Consider the following 16328-nt stretch of genomic DNA (forward strand, 5'->3'; position numbering starts at 1 on the left):
AACACATCACAGAGGAGCAACGAACATGGCATTCGTCACAACCAAAGACGGCGTTGAAATCTTCTATAAAGACTGGGGCCCGCGCGATGCCCAGGTGATTTTCTTCCACCACGGTTGGCCGCTCAGCGGTGACGACTGGGATGCGCAGATGCTGTTCTTCCTGGCCCAGGGTTATCGGGTTATCGCCCATGACCGCCGCGGCCACGGGCGCTCCAGCCAGGTCTGGGATGGCCACGACATGGACCATTACGCCGATGACGTGGCGGCGGTGGTCGATCACCTGGGGGTACGCGGCGCAGTGCATGTCGGACATTCCACCGGCGGCGGCGAGGTGGTGCATTACCTGGCCCGCCACGGCCAGGACCGCGCCAGCAAGGCGGCGATCCTGGCGGCGGTGCCACCGTTGATGGTGCAGACCGCCAGCAACCCCGGCGGCCTGCCCAAGTCGGTGTTCGACGACCTGCAGGCGCAACTGGCGGCCAACCGCGCGCAGTTCTACCACGACATTCCCGCCGGGCCGTTTTACGGCTACAACCGCCCCGGGGCAACACCTTCGCAAGGGGTGATCCTCAACTGGTGGCGCCAGGGCATGATGGGCAGCGCCAAGGCCCACTACGACGGCATCGTCGCCTTCTCGCAGACCGACTTTACCGAGGACTTGAAGCGCCTCACCCTGCCAGTGCTGGTGATGCACGGCGACGATGACCAGATCGTGCCCTATGAAAATTCAGGCCTGCTGTCGGCCAGGCTGCTCAGCAACAGCACCCTGAAAACCTACAAGGGCTACCCCCACGGCATGCCCACCACCCATGCCGATATCATCAACGCCGACCTGCTGGCCTTCATACGCAGCTGATACTGCGGTGCCAGGGCCCTGCCCTGGCACCCTGCTTCACCCCCTGAAAAAGCCTGTTGACATTAAAGTTAACTTTAAGGTTATGGTTTGAACACGATCAAACGAGGCACTCCCCATGAACGTGTTCGACAAGCTGACATTGCCCAACGCAAGCGTGATCCCCAACCGCCTGGCCAAGGCCGCGATGGAAGAGAACATGGCCGACGCCGACCAGGCGCCGTCCGCAGAGTTGCTGCGCTTGTACCAGGCCTGGGCCGACGGTGGCGCGGGCCTGCTGATCAGCGGCAATGTGATGGTCGACAGCCGCGCCATGACCGGCCCGGGCGGTGTGGTGCTCGAAGATGACCGGCAACTGGCCAAGTTCAAGCGCTGGGCCAGCGTCGGCCGTAGCCATGGGGCGCAGTTCTGGCTGCAGATCAACCACCCCGGGCGGCAGATGCCGGCCAACCTCGGTCAACCGACCTGGGCACCTTCGGCGGTGGCGCTGGAAATGGGCAAACTGTCCAAACACTTCAACACGCCCCAGGCGATGACCGAAGCGGTGATCGTCGAGGTCATCCAGCGCTTTGCCCGTACCGCGCAACTGGCCGAACAGGCCGGCTTCACCGGGGTTGAGATTCATGCCGCGCATGGTTACCTGCTGAGCCAGTTCCTCTCGCCGCTGAGCAACAAGCGCAACGACGCCTGGGGCGGCTCGCTGGAAAACCGTGCACGGCTGCTGCTGGAGATCGTCAAGGCGGTGCGCGCCGTGGTGGCGCCGCAGTTTGCCGTGGCGGTCAAGCTCAACTCCGCCGACTTTCAACGCGGCGGCTTCAGTGCCGACGATGCCCGCCAGGTGGTGCAACTGCTCAACGGCCGGGGCGTCGACCTGGTGGAATTGTCCGGTGGCAGTTACGAAGCCCCGGCCATGCAGGGCGAGGCTCGCGACGGACGCACCCTGGCCCGGGAAGCCTACTTCCTGGAGTTCGCCCGCGACGTACAGAAGGTGGCGAGCATGCCGCTGATGGTCACTGGCGGCATCCGTCGCCTGCCGGTGGCCCAGCAGGTGGTCGACAGTGGCGTGGCCATGGTCGGCATCGGCACGGCGCTGGCCATCGACCCCAACCTGCCCCGCGCCTGGCAGCAAGGCAAGGGCACGGCGCCGGCGCTGGCGCCGATCACCTGGAAGAACAAGCCGCTGGCATCGCTGGCCAACATGGCCCTGGTCAAGTTCCAGCTGCGCAAGCTCAGCCAGGGCAAGGCGCCCCGCCCGCAGGTATCGCCGCTGTGGGCGCTGATCGGCCAGCAACTGGGCAATGCGCTGCGCGCCCGCCAGTACCGGCAGTGGATTGCCCAGCGCGTGCGTTGAGCCACTTCGCGCTCAATCGCGGGTCAAGCTCGCTCCTGTAGGAGCGGGCTTGACCCGCGATGAGGCCAGCACAGCTCTATCAGGGTCCATCAGCTCTGGCAGAAGCGAATCCGGTTGCCAAACGGATCATAGACCTCCAGCACCTTGCCCCAGCCCTGCTCGACGATGTCCGGCCGGCCATAGCCGTAGCGCTTGGCCTGCAGTTCGTCGCGCAGTTGCTCGATATTGTGCATGGGCACGAAGATCGTCGCCCCCGGGCTGGCATCGCCGTGATGCTCGGACAGGTGCAACTGCAGGCCATCGCGGTTGATGCCCAGGTACAGCGGCAAATCGGCCTCGAAGCGGTGCTCGAACTCGACGCTGAAACCGAGAAAACCCAGGTAGAACTCGCGGGCCTTGGCTTCATCGAAACTGCGCAGGATGGGGATGGGCTTGTCGAAGCGGATCGCCGCTGGCGGGGTGTCTGGGGGCAACAGCGCGGCGGCGGTGTTCCAGTCCTTGTAGCCCAGTTGCTGCGCCACCAGTTCCAGCGCAGCAGCGTGTGAAAGCGCTGGGCTATGCGCTTGCAGCGACACGCGCAGGCGCTTGGCCATCTGTTTGGCTTGCTCGTTTGAAATCATCGTTCCTCCTGAAGCCGAGGCCGTGTGGTGCTCGCGTTGCCAAACCTCGACTGCAAGAAAAGCGACAGGGTTCGGGTGCTTCTTTACATGCTTTCACCATGCCCTTGTGGGCGCGAGCGGCAGGCAGCATTGGCCTGGGCGCGATAGTACACAGATGATCGGCGCGCTGTCGATTTCACCCTTGCCCAGCGGTGTGCTGGTGGCGCGTTATGTACGGGGCGGCGAGGTACGCACGGGGTCGTTTGCCTAGTTGCGCCAACAGCGGCGATGCACTCTAAGAATCGCCTGATGTTCGCGTCTGGGCATGGACACTAGAGTGCATCGCATCTTCATCACCGTGTACCGTCATCACCATGGATTTTTCAACCTGGCAGCGCATTTTATTGGGCATCGCTTGCGTAGTTGCATGGGCAGTTGGCCCCGATGCAATGGCTGCCAATTGCACCTTTACCTTTAGTGACAAGCACAACAAAGAGACCACGGTGAACTTCGGCGCCGGTTTGACCGCTGACAGCTTGACGATCCCCCAGGACGCCCCCATTGGCACTATCGTTTATCAGCAAAGCCTTAACTCAGCAGAGCATGTCTTCACGTGTGCGGCAGCAACACGATACGGATTCGCCATGAACCCTGCACTGGGTATACCGGTAGACAGTACTTACCCCCTGGGCAAGAGCGGGCTTTCATTTCGCGTGGGCACCCCCAACCCGAACATCTCCTACATGCCACCGCCGTTTAACGTGGGCGCAGGGACCTATACAACCAACGGCGGTAACTACACGCTCGAAGTGTTCAAATCCGGCGATTTGTCAGCGACCAACGAAATTCCCGCCGGTTTTCTGGGCAACCTGCAAGTTACTGACCTGGTGTTCATCAAGTTCAACACTGCCCTGAACCAGTGCCAGCGCGGCATCAAGAAAGTGACGTACCAACTCAAGGCCACCACTCGGGTCATCGATGCAAAAAACGGTGTCGTGGCACTGAATGGCGAATCCACGGCCAAGGGCATCGGCTTGCAGTTGATGAACGATTCAGGACAACCCATTGCCCTGGACACCTCGTATCCGTTCAATGGCTTCGACCCCTTGGGTACCGACTTCAAAATCCCCTTGGCCGCCGCCTACTACCGCCTGGCCGAAGATCACCTTGAAGCAGGCAGCGCCAACACTGCCGTGACCTTCATCATGAGCTACCTGTAGTCAATTAAGGATCGTCTTATATCGCCGGCACCCCCGCGTGCCTAAAGTGCCGGCATGAGATTGAAGACGTACCTGCATCAGATCAACCCGATCCTTTCCACCCCCCATGCGGCGCGACGCTTGTTGCGCATTTTCGCTGTGGTGTTGCTGATCGGCATTCTGGGCGGGGTGTACAACTTTTTGTTGTTCACCTTCACCAATGAAGTGTCGCAGCGTCGTGGCTACATGAGCAGCGCGATCGCCGAGGCCCATACGTTTTTCACCACCCGCCAGGCCCTGCTCGAGAGCCTCAGCCTGTCGGCCACGCGTAAATCCCGAAGCGTGCCACCGATGTCCGATGAAGAAATCCACCTGCTGCTGGGCACCACGCCCGGCAAGCAGTGGCGCATCGGGCTGACCCAGCGCATGCGCGACAACTTGAAAGCCAAGCAGGTCAATCTGATTTACGTCAGCAGCGGCACCGACGCACAGGTAAAACGCCTGTACACCGCGACGCCGATGCCGAGAACCTTTCCTCAGGCGATGCTCAAAAGCCTGGAAACCTTGAAGCGCGAAAACAACTCACCCCATGAAGAGCTTTGGCTGACTCATCAATCGGCCAAGCATGCACAGCTGTACATTTTCATCCGCCTGGACGAACGTGACGTGGACTCCGGCTGGCTGGGCCTGGAAATGGATGGCCGTAAAGTCTCCAGCGCCTTGAACGACCAGAGCGCCGGCGAGTTCATGATGTTCAACGCCCAGGGCATGCTGTTGTTTACCAATAGCCACAGCGCACACTTGAGCCAGAACCTGTTGCAACTGCAGCGCGAGAACTTCTTCGGGCTGGTTGGCGAACGCTGGCTGCCCGATCACCTGGTGATTCGCAAACAACTCAAGTCATCCGACTGGCAACTGGTGTATTCCATCAGTCTGCAGGCGCTGCTCGCCGCGCTGGTATCGCAACTGTTGGGCGCCCTGCTGTTCTGCCTGCTGAGTATCAGCCTGGTGTGGCTGCTGATCCGGCGCCTGGAGCATCGTTTCATCACCCCGACGATCCACCGGATCCAGGCCGTGGTCGAAAGCGAGCTGTTCAGCCGCGACGTGATCCAGACCGCCCCTGTGGCGCTGTGCGTACTGCGCCGCGCCGATGGCCAGGTGGTGCTGGAAAACACCCTGTCCCAACAGTGGCTGGGCCAGGGCGGTGAGCGCGAGCAGTTGTGCCCCGGCTGGATTTGCCAGGCCTTTGCTGGCACGTCGGCGACCTTCACCGACTATTTTGAAACCGCCGATGGCCGCCACCTGTACTTGAGCAGCTCGCCCACCCGCTACAAGGGCGAGGACGTGCTGTTGTGCGCCTTCAGCGACATCAGCGCCCGTACCCAGATCGAAGAGGCGCTGCAACAGGCGCGGCAACTGGCCGATGCCGCCAACGAAGCCAAGACGTTGTTCCTGGCAACCATGAGCCACGAAATCCGCACCCCGCTGTACGGTGTGCTGGGCACCCTGGAACTGCTCGCGCGTACGCCACTGGACGTCCAGCAGCGCGACTATCTGCGGGCGATCGAAGGCTCCTCGGCAACCTTGTTGCAGTTGATCTGCGATGTGCTGGACGTGTCGAAAATCGAAGCGGGCCAGTTGGTGCTGGAGTCGAGCGAGTTCTGCCCGCTGGGGCTGGTACAGGAAGTCATCCAGAGCTATGCCGCCGCCGCCCGCAGCAAAGGCTTGCAGCTGTATGCCTGCCTGGACCCGCAGTTGCCGGAGCGGGTTATCGGCGATGCCACGAGAATCCGCCAGATCCTCAACAACCTGCTGAACAACGCCGTGAAGTTCACCGACGCCGGACGGGTGGTCCTGCGGGTCAGGCTGCTGTGCCGCGAAGGCGAGCGCGCTACCTTGCAATGGCAAGTCTCGGACACCGGCAAAGGGATCAGCCAGGACGATCAGGCGTTGATTTTCGATCCGTTCTACCAGATCGATGGCAACACCAATGTGGTGGCGGGTACGGGGCTTGGCCTGCCCATCTGCCAGCGCCTGACCCATTTGATGAACGGCAGTATCCGCATGGTCAGCGAACTGGGGCTGGGCAGCAGTTTTTCCCTGACCCTGCCACTGGAGCAACCCTCGGGCAATACCCTGCCAAGCACCATGCCCAGCCTGCTGCCGGAGATCGTCCATGTGGTTTCACCGATCCGCGAACTGGCCGAGGTCATCAGTGGCTGGTTGCGTCGCTGGGGCGCCCGTCCGCAAATCGGTCGCCCGCCCAGCGCCGACCTTGCCACGCAAAGTGTCCTGATCGAACTGCACGCCAACGCTTTCGAGCAGCGCCTGGAGCCTCATTGGCTCGGCCCGCTGGTGCTGGCCTGCGGCGATGGCAGCAACGAACCGCAGATCATGTCCGGCGCCTGGAAGGTCAACCTCAACGACTTGCCGGCCATTCACCAGGCCGTCAGCCTGGCCCAAGGGCTGTGGGTGGCAAGCCCCCGGGAGGCGTTCGATCCGTACGACCTCAAGCAGCTGAACCTGCACATCCTGGTCGCCGAAGACAACGTGATCAATCAACTGATCCTGCGCGATCAACTGGAAGAGCTCGGCTGCACCGTGGAGCTGGCCGCCAATGGCAACGAGGCCTTGTCGCTCTGGGACAACGGAAAATTCGACGCGGTCCTCAGCGACATCAACATGCCTGGGCTCAATGGTTACGAGCTGGCTCGGGAGCTGCGTCGCCTGGGCTGCACGGCGCCCATCATCGGTGCCACCGCCAACGCCCTGCGCGGTGAAGCGGCCTTGTGCCTGGCGGCGGGTATGAATCACTGCCTGGTCAAGCCTTTCACGCTCAGAGCCCTGTTCAATTACCTGGCGCCTTATGAAAGAACTCCCCATGAAGCCCTGTAGCATTTTGATTGTCGAAGACCACCCCTTCCAGCACCTGTACCTGCAACACCTGTTCAGCGAACTGGGTGATTTCCATCTGGAGGTGGCATGCGATGGCGCCGAAGCGCTCGCGCGCTTGAAACGACGTCAGTTCGACCTGGTCCTCACCGACCTGCTGATGCCCGGCATGGATGGCGTGCAGTTCATCCAGGGCCTGGCAGCCCTGCGCTGCAGGCCAGCCCTGGCAATCATGAGTGCAACCTCGCGGCGTATGCTGATGGCGGCCAGCCTGGTGGCGCGCAACCTGGGAGTGAAGGTCATCGGCCTGATCTCGAAACCGGTCAAGGCCGCCGCCCTGCGCAGCCTGACCGATCAACTCATGGGCTTGCGCAATGCCGCGCAGCCCGAGCCCACCCCGGGCTTCGAGCGCCAGGCGATCCTCGATGCCCTCGACAACGGTCAGCTGCAGGCCTGGTTTCAACCCAAGAAGGCCCTGGCCAATGGTCGCATCGTCGCCGCCGAGGCACTGGTGCGCTGGATGCACCCCGAGTACGGGGTGCTGTTGCCGGGCATGTTCCTCACCGCGCTCAAGCTTTACGGCCTGGAAGAACCCCTGTTGTGGCACGTGCTGGGCCAGGCGATCAAGGCCCAGGCGCAGTGGCGTGAGCAGGGCTATGACATTCCGGTGTCCATCAACCTGCCCACCCACCTGCTCAACAGCCATGACCTGGCCGATCGCATTCTGGCGTTTGTTCACGATCAGCAAGGGGTACCGGGGAAAATCTGCTTCGAGCTGATGGAGTGCTCGGTACCGCAGGACATCAGCAATTTCTACGCCGGCGCCTGCCGGCTGCGGATCATGGGGTTCGGCCTGTCGCAAGATGATTTCGGCAAGGGCTACAGCTCCTACATGAACCTGGTGTCGACGCCTTTTACCGAGCTGAAGATCGATCGGGCGCTGGTCCAGGGCTGCAACGAGAACGAAGAGCTGGCCCAGGCGTTGACCAGCATTGTCGCACTGGGCCGGCAATTGGGGCTGACCGTCGTGGCCGAAGGTGTAGAAACCGCGCAGGAACTTGCTCTGTTGCGTAAAATCGACTGCACTCAGGTCCAGGGTTTCCTGATTTCCCAAGCCGTGTCTTCGAGTCAGTTCCAGCAGTTGTTGACCCATGACGGTCCGGCAAGCGCGTATTGACCCGCAGGCATGTGCGTTTGAACGTCTCTTGCTTCGAGGTCTCCGTGCACAACCGCTTTGCGCTCACCTACCGGGTGGCCCCGCGATGAATCATCCCAACGCTTTCTTCGAGAAGCTGGCCAACAGCTCGCTGCGCCTGAACAGAGGCCTGACCGTGCTGTGCACCACCGTACTGCTGTTGATGGGCATCAGCTATTGGGGGGTGCAGCGCACGCTCGAAGAACAGCACGACACGGTGCGGTTCCACTTTGCCCGGGTGCTGGAAAACCTGCGCGAGCAGGAAGCCTTTCTCGACACGGTGTCTGCGCAGAGTGCCAAAGGTGAGCTGCTGGACTCACTGGTCTCACCCATATCGCTGCAAAAGGCACTGCCCGATGAAGGCCCTGACATCTATCAGGGGCAACAGTTTTCGTTCTCGTTGCCGTTCAGCGTGAAGATCAACCCGGACAGTGTTGCACCGAGCCAACAGGCGAAAGTCTTTACCCTCGGGGCGCACCTGGCCGATTACTACAGCGCCTTCTGGTCTGCCTCGCACTTTCAGTCACCACAGGTGTTCCTGTTCAACGTTCCGGACAACTTCGACATTGCCGTGCCCGCCGCCGGACGCTTGCGCGACGCAGGTCAGATACAGGGTGGCGAGTTCGTCGCAGTGATGAAGCAGGTGCTGCAGCGGCTGCACGACAACAATCCCAAGCCGCTGGACAACCAGGTTCACTGGGTGCAGTACAACGAAGCATCCGATAACGTTGCCATCCCGTCCGTGCTCGGCTACGTCAATCTCGACCTGTCCTCGACCCATCTGAACATCCAGGGTGCCAGCCCCTGGGTGGTGGTCGCGTCACTGCTGAACCTGTCCCAGGTCAACGACGTCGAGCGGATCATGCAGTGGACGATCTACGACCATTTCACCCTGATCGCCCCCTCCGGCGAAGCGCTGATCGGTGCGGTGAAGCCTGAACTGCACCTGCATGAAGGGCTGAACTTCAACAGTGACGGGCTGGTGTTCAAGGTATCCAGCACCCAGGGGCAACCCTGGACGGGGATCTACGTCATCAGTATCAAGAGTTTCCTCAATTACGCCCGTTGGCCGTTGCTTGGCCTGTTGCTGGCGCTGCTGGCGGCGCTGGGCGGCGGCTGGGCCTTCAACCGCTGGTACAAACGCCGGGTGGTGCTGCCGGCCCACCAGGCCCATGAGAGCATCGCCGAAAGCGAGGCGTTCAGCCGCACTGTCATCGACACCGCGCCGACCGGCCTGTGCGTGGTCCGCCGCAGCGATCATCAGGTGTTGATGGAGAACCCGCGCGCCCAGCAATGGCAGGACAGTGCCAAGCTGATCAACGCCCTCAACCGCCAGCACGACCTTACCCGCTCCGGGCAGACCGACCTTGAGGTCGACGGCCGTCACCTGCACGTCGATTTCATTTCCACCCGCTATCACGGCCAGGATGTCTGGCTGTGCGCCATCCATGATGTCACCCGCCGGGTCGAGGACGCCGTGGCGCTGGAACAGGCACGCAAAGCCGCCGACTCGGCCAACGAAGCCAAGACCCGGTTCCTGGCGACCATGAGCCACGAGATCCGCACGCCGCTGTACGGCGTGCTGGGCACCCTCGAACTGCTGGGGCTGACGGCGCTCGAGCCGCGTCAGCAGCAGTACCTGGACACCATCCAGCGTTCCTCGGCAACCTTGTTCCAGTTGATCAGCGATGTACTGGACGTGTCGAAGATCGAGTCCGGGCAAATGACCCTGGAAGCCCAGGACTTCTGCCCCCTGGAACTGACCGAAGACACCGTGCGCACCTACAGCGCCTCCGCCCAGGCCAAGGGGTTGCAGCTCTATGCCTGCATTGACGCCACACTCCCTGACCGGGTGCGCGGCGATCCGCTGCGCATCCGGCAAATCCTCAATAACCTCTTGAGCAACGCGATCAAGTTCACCGATCACGGCCGGGTGGTGCTGCGCCTGCGGGTACTGCAACGCAGTGGCGAGGAAGCCAGCCTGCAGTGGCAGGTCAGCGACTCGGGCATCGGTATTTCCCAGGCCCAGCAGGCGCAGTTGTTCGATCCGTTCTACCAGGTGCGCGACGCCTCCAGTGAAGCCGGTGCAGGGTTGGGCCTGGCAATTTGCTGGTGGCTGTGTGAATTGATGGCCGGCCAGCTCAAGGTCGTCAGCGAACCTGGCCTGGGCAGCAGTTTTTCCCTGCAACTGGCACTTGAGTGCCGACCGGGCGAGCTGGCCGATTGCCCGGCGTTCGAGCCGGGCGCTGCGCCGGTTTGCGTGCGTGCTCCGACCCAGGAGCTGGCGCAGCACCTGTGCACCTGGCTCAATCGCCTGGGCGCACAAGCCTGGCCCGCAGGTGCCGAGATGAAACCGGCAGCGGCCTCGACACTGTTGGTGGATATGTTGCCGCTGGGCAACGAAACGCCCTGGCCCGGAGCGCGGATTATCGCCGCCGCAGGCGCCCGTAACCCGCCGCAGCATTCGGCCCAAGGCTGGGAAGTCGATGCCCACGATGTGCGCGCTATCGCCTGGGCGGTCTACCTGGCGCAGCAAGGGGGCAACCCCCAACACCAGGCACCGGTGCCGCACCAGGCCCTGGCCCTGAACCTGCGGGTACTGGTGGCTGAAGACAATCCGATCAACCAGGCGATCATCAAGGAACAACTGGAAGCGCTGGGTTGTACCGTCACGGTTGCCGACAATGGTGAACAGGCGCTGGCCCAATGGCTGCCCGGGCGGTTCGACCTGGTCCTGACCGACGTCAACATGCCAATCACCAATGGCTACGAACTGGCCTCGGCCTTGCGCCAACGGGATACTCAGGTGCCCATTATCGGCGTCACTGCCAATGCCCTGCGCGAGGAAGGTGAACGCTGCGCGGCCGTGGGCATGAATGCCTGGCTGGTCAAGCCGCTGAACCTGCAGACCTTGCGCACGCAATTGCTCAAGCACTGCAGAGCGAACCAGTCGGCGCATGCCATCGGTGCCACCCTCCCCCCGCTCCCGCAAGCGCCTGCAACACCGCTGCAGTTGTCAGCGAAGATGCGGGCGCTGTTTGTCAGTACCCTGCAACAGGACATGCAGGACACCCGCACCGCGCTTGAGCGTGGCGATGCCGACGGCGTGGCGCAGAAACTTCACAGCATCGCCGGGTCATTGGCCGTGGTGCAGGCCCTTGCCCTGGCGCAGACCTGCGCCGAGCTCGAGTGCCGGCTGACCGGGCTGACCATCACCCCGGCCCTGGCGCAGGAGGTGCTTGACGTCCTTGAAGCGCTGGGCGCTGTGCTGCTCGCCGTCGAATGACTACCCCCACTTTTTCAGCAAACCTTACGGACGACCGGTCATGAAAAAACTAAACGTTGTCATCGCTGACGATCACCCTATCGTGTTGCTCGGCGTACGCGAACTGGTAGAGCGCGATGTGCATTTCAGCGTGGTCGGCGAAGCCGTCAGCTCCGTCGGCCTGATCGAGCTGCTGGAACAGCAGCCGGTCGACCTGGTGATCACCGACTTCAACATGCCCGCCGACTCCCCCTACGGCGATGGCCTGAAGCTCGTGGGGTATTTACAGCGACACTTCCCGAACGTGCAGGTCCTGGTGCTGACCATGATCTCCAACCCGTTGATCCTGACCCGGCTCCATGAGCTGGGTGTACTCGGGGTTATCCAGAAGAGCCAGTTGCACAACGAAATTGAAATCGCGCTCAAGGCCGTCGCCAGCGGCAAGCCGTTTCACAGCGCCGGGGCCGCCCCCACGTCGGTGGTGGAGTCCAGCACCGCCCTGGACGAACGCTTTGCCCGGCTGTCGCCCAAGGAACATGAAATATTGCGCCTGTTTGTCGCCGGGCTGAGTGTCAATGAAATTGCCCGCAGCCAGAATAGAAGCGCCAAGACGATCAGTGCGCAGAAGGTTGCGGCCATGCGCAAACTGGAAGTTGCCAGTGACCAGGACTTATTGGCGTACTGCCTGGAGCGCAAACTGTTCAATTAACTGGCGTTATCGAGCCTGCCGAAACCCGCCGTTAGTGCTTATAAGGATCGTCTGATTCTTTCTTCCGATTGGCCTCCGTATTGTGTAACTGCACTTTCATGCAGCACTTAAAACACCTATGGAAATCAGAATGAAGAAGTTCACCCTGGCCTTTATGACCCTCTCGATCCTCGCCGCCACTGGTCACGCGCTCGCCGCCGACCCCGTGCCGACCAAAGCCGGTTCCGGCACCATCAACTTCACTGGCAAAATCAACAACGACGCCTGCTCCGTTGAAAGCTCGGACATGAGCAAGACTATTTCCGTGCCCATGGGTGAAGTGTCGATCAAAGACATGGGCACCGCCGCCGCGCCGATTGGCAGCGGCAAGCTGAGCGCGGAAAACTTCGACATGAAGATCAACTGCAACAAGGGCACCAAAGTGTCGATGATCTTCCAACCGAAAAAAGCCGACGGTTCTGGCCTGGTCGAAGGCACCAAAGTACTGAGACTGATTGATGGTCTGGGCGCGGCGAAAAACGTCGGTATTGCCCTGCTCGACGCCAATGGCGCGCTGATCGACCTGACTTCCGACGCCACCGCCCGCGTCGAGAACACCCTGCAGGATGGCAACACCACCCTGAAATTCTCCGCTGCCTACGTCACCACCGGGGCCCTGGACACTGTCGTTGCCGGTCGCGGTGACGCCACCCTGCCATTCGTTCTGCAATACGAATAACTCCAGAGCAGGCTCTGACCCGGAGCGGGGCAACTCGCCCCGCTTTTTTCTTGGCAATGACGCGGTAATTATCATGTTGGTTCGTCAACCCCTTTCCTTCTGCCTGGGCATCCTCGGCATGCTCGCGGTTGCCCAGGCCTCGGCCGGCATCTCTTTGAGCGGCACTCGCCTGGTCTTTGATGGCAAGCACAAAGAGGCCGGCATTACCGTGCGCAACACCGGTGATGACGTGCTGATCCAGTCGTGGGTCGACAGCGATGGCCCTGACTCGACGCCAGTGCCGTTCGCGGTTACGCCGCCCCTGGCGCGGGTCACCGGCAACGAGCAGCAGTTGTTGCGGGTGATCTATGAAGGCACCGGCATGCCGTCGGATAAAGAGTCTGTGGTCTGGCTCAACGTCCAGGAAATCCCCCAGGCGGCAAAAACCGAAAACACCTTGCAGCTCGCGGTTCGCCAGCGCATCAAAGTGTTCTTTCGCCCATCAGGCCTGACCGCCAACGCCTATCTGGCCCCCACAGAACTGCAATGGCAATTGCGCGAGCGCGCAGGGAAAACCGTCCTGGGGATTGATAACCCCGGCCTCTACCACGTGTCCATGGGGGATATAAAACTGCAATCCGGCCAATCAACGGAAATCGTCGTTGATTCCATGATGATCGCCCCGGGTGAACACAAAGAGTTAGCGGTAAAGCAACTCAACGCAGCCGGCACGGCAAACTTGTCATTCACCAGTATTAACGATTATGGCGCCCAAGAGCATTACACCACGCAACTTGTCAATGCCACGGCAACAAAGGCCAGCCTGACGAAAGCGTCACCTTGAGCCACCGGTTTGACTATTCATCGTACTTCCACCGCACTTTACTTCGCTCCGCACCGTTACTCGTATCGGGGGTGATATAGGTTATTTGCATGTCTTTACTCACTGGCAGCAAACACGATCATGGCGTAAACCAGCAAAAGCGACCGGCAACGCCCCCCACCCTATTACACCCGTCGACCCTTTGCCCCCTGCTCATCGCCATCGTCTCATGCCTGCCCACGACAGCGGGCGCAGCCACCCCCGCAGCCAGCGATATTGAGCAGGAACAGTTCAACACCTCGTTCCTCCAGGGCGCCCAGTCGTCGGTGGACCTGCAATTGCTACTCTCGGCCAACAGCGTGCTACCGGGTAACTACCGGGTCGACCTTTACAGCAACGAAGTACTGGTTGGCCGTCGAGATATTGAATTCCGGCGCACACCCAGCACCGGCAAAGTCGAGGCCTGCCTGACCCTGGACCTGCTCCGGCAACTGGGCATCGACATGAAAAAGCTGGAAGCCACGAACAAGCTCACCCCGGCTGAGCCAGAGGCCTGCTACGACCTGTCCGCGCTGATCGACAAAGCCACCCAGCGCTATGACGTCAGCCGGCTGCGCTTGATGGTGAGCGTGCCGCAAGTCGCCATGCAACGCGGCATGCGCGGGTATGTCGACCCGGCGCTGTGGGATGACGGCGTATCGGCGGCGTTCATCAATTACCAGTTGAGCAGCAACCGCAACAGTACGGACACCGCCACCACGCTGTCCAACAACCTGGGCCTGCGCAACGGTATCAACCTGGGCGCCTGGCGACTGCGTAATGAGTCGAACTTCAGCAGCAGTACCGATCAGCCCAACAAGTTCAAGAGCAACCGCAGCTACGTTCAGCATGATGTGACCGCGTTGAAGGGGCAATTCAGTGCCGGCGATATCTTCTCCGACGCCGACCTGTTCGACAGCGTGCGCTATCGCGGCCTGAAACTGGCCTCGGACGAAGGCATGCGCGCCGACAGCGAGCGCGGCTACGCGCCGATCATCCGCGGCGTGGCGCAAACCAGCGCCACGGTCGAGATCCGCCAGAACAACTACATCCTCTACACCGCCAACGTACCGCCGGGCCCGTTTGAAATCAGTGATATCTATCCCAGCGGCTCGAACGGTGACCTGCAAGTGACCATCATCGAGGCCGATGGCAGTCGTCGGGTTAGCGTGCAGGCGTTCTCCAGCTTGCCGATCATGGTTCGTGAAGGCCAGCTGAAGTACAGCGTCTCGGCGGGCAAGTACAACAGCAACAGCGAGGGCCTGGCGTCGCCGAAATTTGTCAGCAGTACCCTGGCCTATGGCATCAGCAGCAACCTGAGTGGCATCGTCGGCGTCCAGGCCAGCGACAACTTCCAGGCGCTGGCACTCGGTGCCGGGCGCAACACTGCCATTGGCGCGGTCTCGGTCGACCTGACCCACTCCTCCAGCCGTACCCCGGGCCAGTCGGTCCGGGGCAATAGCCTGCGGGCGCTGTACGCGAAAACCTTCACCGGTACCGACACCAGCTTCACCCTGGCCGCCTACCGTTACTCGACCGAGGGCTACCGGACCCTGACCAACCATGTCGAAGAGCTCGATACCGATAGCCCCAAGCGTACCGGCAACTCGAAAACCCGTACCGACCTCACCATCAACCAGAGCCTCGGCCGCAACCAGCAATATGGCAGCGTCTACCTCAATGCCAGCGATCAGCGCTATTGGGGCCGGGGCGGTTCCCAGAGCCTGTCCGCCGGTTACAGCAACTATTGGGGTGAGCTGAGCTACAACCTTGGCGCCACCTACAGCAAAGATGTCGGTGATTACGGCCCCTCGAACAATGACACCCTGGTCAACCTGTCCGTGTCCTTCCCGCTGGGCTCCAAGCCCCGGGCGCCGCGCGCCTTCGTCTCGGCCAGCACCCAGAAGAACAGCGACAGCACGCAAGTTGGCATCAACGGCTACCTGTCGCAAGACAGCGACACTTACTACTCGCTGCAAGGCGGCAACAGCAGCACTGGCGGCAGCTCGGCTTCAGCCAACATCACCACCCGCACCAGCGTTGCCGATATCGGTGTCGGCTACAGCCAGGGACGTGGCTACAACTCGCAAAACCTCAACCTGGCCGGTTCCGTCGTCGCCCATGCCGGCGGCATCAACCTTGGCCAGACGGTGGGTGAAACCTTCGCCCTGGCTGAAGTTCCCGGTGTTGCAGGGGTCAAGATCGGCAGTTACAGCGGCGCGCAAACCGGCGCCAACGGCTTTGCCGTGGTGCCGAACGCGCAACCCTATCGGGTCAACTGGATCAGCCTGGATACCCGCGACCTGGGCGCCGACATCGAGATGGACAACGCCACCCGGCAAGTGGTGCCAAGGCGCGGTGCCGTGGTGCTGGCCCGCTACGCCAGCAAGAGCGGCAGACGGGTGCAATTCGAGCTGTTCGATGCTCAGCACCAGCGCATCCCGTTCGGCGCCTCGGTTGAAGACCAAGCTGGCAAACAGCTGGCAATCTCTGACCCTGGCGGCAACGCCCTGGCCCTGGTCGAAAAGGATTCGGCCACGCTCCTGATCAAATGGAATGACCAGCAATGCACGACGTCCTACGCGCTCCCCGAGCGCAACCCGGCACTGAACTACGAGCGCGTGCCGCTGGTGTGTCAACCGGCGTTGCCTTGATCACGGGGCAAGCCTGCTGCGCTTACTGACGCAAATGTTCGTCGAAGGTCCT

11 protein-coding genes are annotated in these 16328 nt (G+C 61.6%); 10 read left to right on the plus strand and 1 reads right to left on the minus strand.

Translation table 11 applies throughout. The annotated features are described in order from the left end of the window. The first annotated feature begins 25 nt into the window (after positions 1-25). Positions 26-856 carry an alpha/beta fold hydrolase gene (locus CCOS864_RS15110; protein ID WP_010225637.1) on the plus strand — a complete coding sequence of 277 codons (831 nt, stop codon included), beginning with the start codon at positions 26-28 and terminating at the stop codon, positions 854-856. Positions 857-971: 115 nt separating this feature from the next. Next, entirely contained in the window at positions 972-2204 is a 1233-nt protein-coding gene (locus CCOS864_RS15115) for an NADH:flavin oxidoreductase/NADH oxidase family protein (protein WP_115087040.1), read from the plus strand. A gap of 89 nt (positions 2205-2293) precedes the next feature. On the opposite strand, the gene CCOS864_RS15120 is transcribed toward CCOS864_RS15115, so the two are convergent. Beyond that, positions 2294-2824 carry a glyoxalase superfamily protein gene (locus CCOS864_RS15120; protein WP_115087041.1) on the minus strand — a complete coding sequence of 177 codons (531 nt, stop codon included), beginning with the start codon at positions 2822-2824 and terminating at the stop codon, positions 2294-2296. 353 nt (positions 2825-3177) lie between these two features. On the opposite strand from CCOS864_RS15120, the gene CCOS864_RS28465 reads away from it, so the two are divergent. The 8 genes from CCOS864_RS28465 (at position 3178) to CCOS864_RS15160 (ending at position 16276) form a co-directional block, all read left to right on the plus strand. Further along, entirely contained in the window at positions 3178-4023 is an 846-nt protein-coding gene (locus tag CCOS864_RS28465) for a fimbrial protein (protein ID WP_244211921.1), read from the plus strand. Between the two features lie 54 nt (positions 4024-4077). After that, positions 4078-6897 (plus strand): ATP-binding protein, encoded by a 2820-nt coding sequence (locus CCOS864_RS15130; RefSeq protein ID WP_115087043.1) that lies wholly within the window; start codon positions 4078-4080, stop codon positions 6895-6897. Then, positions 6884-8071 carry a response regulator cyclic di-GMP phosphodiesterase PvrR gene (pvrR, locus tag CCOS864_RS15135; RefSeq protein ID WP_115087044.1) on the plus strand — a complete coding sequence of 396 codons (1188 nt, stop codon included), beginning with the start codon at positions 6884-6886 and terminating at the stop codon, positions 8069-8071. The genes CCOS864_RS15130 and pvrR overlap by 14 nt, the downstream gene beginning before the upstream one ends. Positions 8072-8156: 85 nt before the next feature. Continuing rightward, entirely contained in the window at positions 8157-11375 is a 3219-nt protein-coding gene (locus tag CCOS864_RS15140; protein WP_115087045.1) for a hybrid sensor histidine kinase/response regulator, read from the plus strand. 40 nt (positions 11376-11415) lie between these two features. Next, on the plus strand, positions 11416-12063 hold the full coding sequence (locus tag CCOS864_RS15145) for a response regulator (protein ID WP_115087046.1): 648 nt from the start codon (positions 11416-11418) through the stop codon (positions 12061-12063). Positions 12064-12193: 130 nt separating this feature from the next. Further along, positions 12194-12781: a fimbrial protein gene (locus CCOS864_RS15150; protein ID WP_115087047.1), complete on the plus strand. Its 588-nt coding sequence runs from the start codon at positions 12194-12196 to the stop codon at positions 12779-12781. Between the two features lie 73 nt (positions 12782-12854). Continuing rightward, positions 12855-13604, plus strand: coding sequence for a fimbrial biogenesis chaperone (locus CCOS864_RS15155; protein WP_115087048.1), 750 nt, complete (start codon positions 12855-12857; stop codon positions 13602-13604). Positions 13605-13693: 89 nt separating this feature from the next. Continuing rightward, positions 13694-16276, plus strand: a complete 2583-nt coding sequence (locus CCOS864_RS15160; RefSeq protein WP_115087049.1) for a fimbria/pilus outer membrane usher protein — start codon at positions 13694-13696, stop codon at positions 16274-16276. Positions 16277-16328: the final 52 nt, after the last annotated feature.

Origin of the sequence: Pseudomonas wadenswilerensis, from assembly GCF_900497695.1 — a bacterium.
Taxonomy (GTDB): domain Bacteria; phylum Pseudomonadota; class Gammaproteobacteria; order Pseudomonadales; family Pseudomonadaceae; genus Aquipseudomonas; species Aquipseudomonas wadenswilerensis.

Bases quoted from the DNA above. Each gene is read 5' to 3' on its own strand.
- CCOS864_RS15160 (WP_115087049.1), top strand. From the start codon at position 13,694: ATGTCTTTACTCACTGGCAGCAAACACGATCATGGCGTAAACCAGCAA.
- CCOS864_RS15140 (WP_115087045.1), top strand. From the start codon at position 8,157: ATGAATCATCCCAACGCTTTCTTCGAGAAGCTGGCCAACAGCTCGCTG.
- CCOS864_RS15155 (WP_115087048.1), top strand. From the start codon at position 12,855: ATGTTGGTTCGTCAACCCCTTTCCTTCTGCCTGGGCATCCTCGGCATG.
- CCOS864_RS15130 (WP_115087043.1), top strand. From the start codon at position 4,078: ATGAGATTGAAGACGTACCTGCATCAGATCAACCCGATCCTTTCCACC.
- CCOS864_RS28465 (WP_244211921.1), top strand. From the start codon at position 3,178: ATGGATTTTTCAACCTGGCAGCGCATTTTATTGGGCATCGCTTGCGTA.
- CCOS864_RS15120 (WP_115087041.1), bottom strand. From the start codon at position 2,824: ATGATTTCAAACGAGCAAGCCAAACAGATGGCCAAGCGCCTGCGCGTG.
- pvrR (WP_115087044.1), top strand. From the start codon at position 6,884: ATGAAGCCCTGTAGCATTTTGATTGTCGAAGACCACCCCTTCCAGCAC.
- CCOS864_RS15150 (WP_115087047.1), top strand. From the start codon at position 12,194: ATGAAGAAGTTCACCCTGGCCTTTATGACCCTCTCGATCCTCGCCGCC.
- CCOS864_RS15115 (WP_115087040.1), top strand. From the start codon at position 972: ATGAACGTGTTCGACAAGCTGACATTGCCCAACGCAAGCGTGATCCCC.
- CCOS864_RS15110 (WP_010225637.1), top strand. From the start codon at position 26: ATGGCATTCGTCACAACCAAAGACGGCGTTGAAATCTTCTATAAAGAC.
- CCOS864_RS15145 (WP_115087046.1), top strand. From the start codon at position 11,416: ATGAAAAAACTAAACGTTGTCATCGCTGACGATCACCCTATCGTGTTG.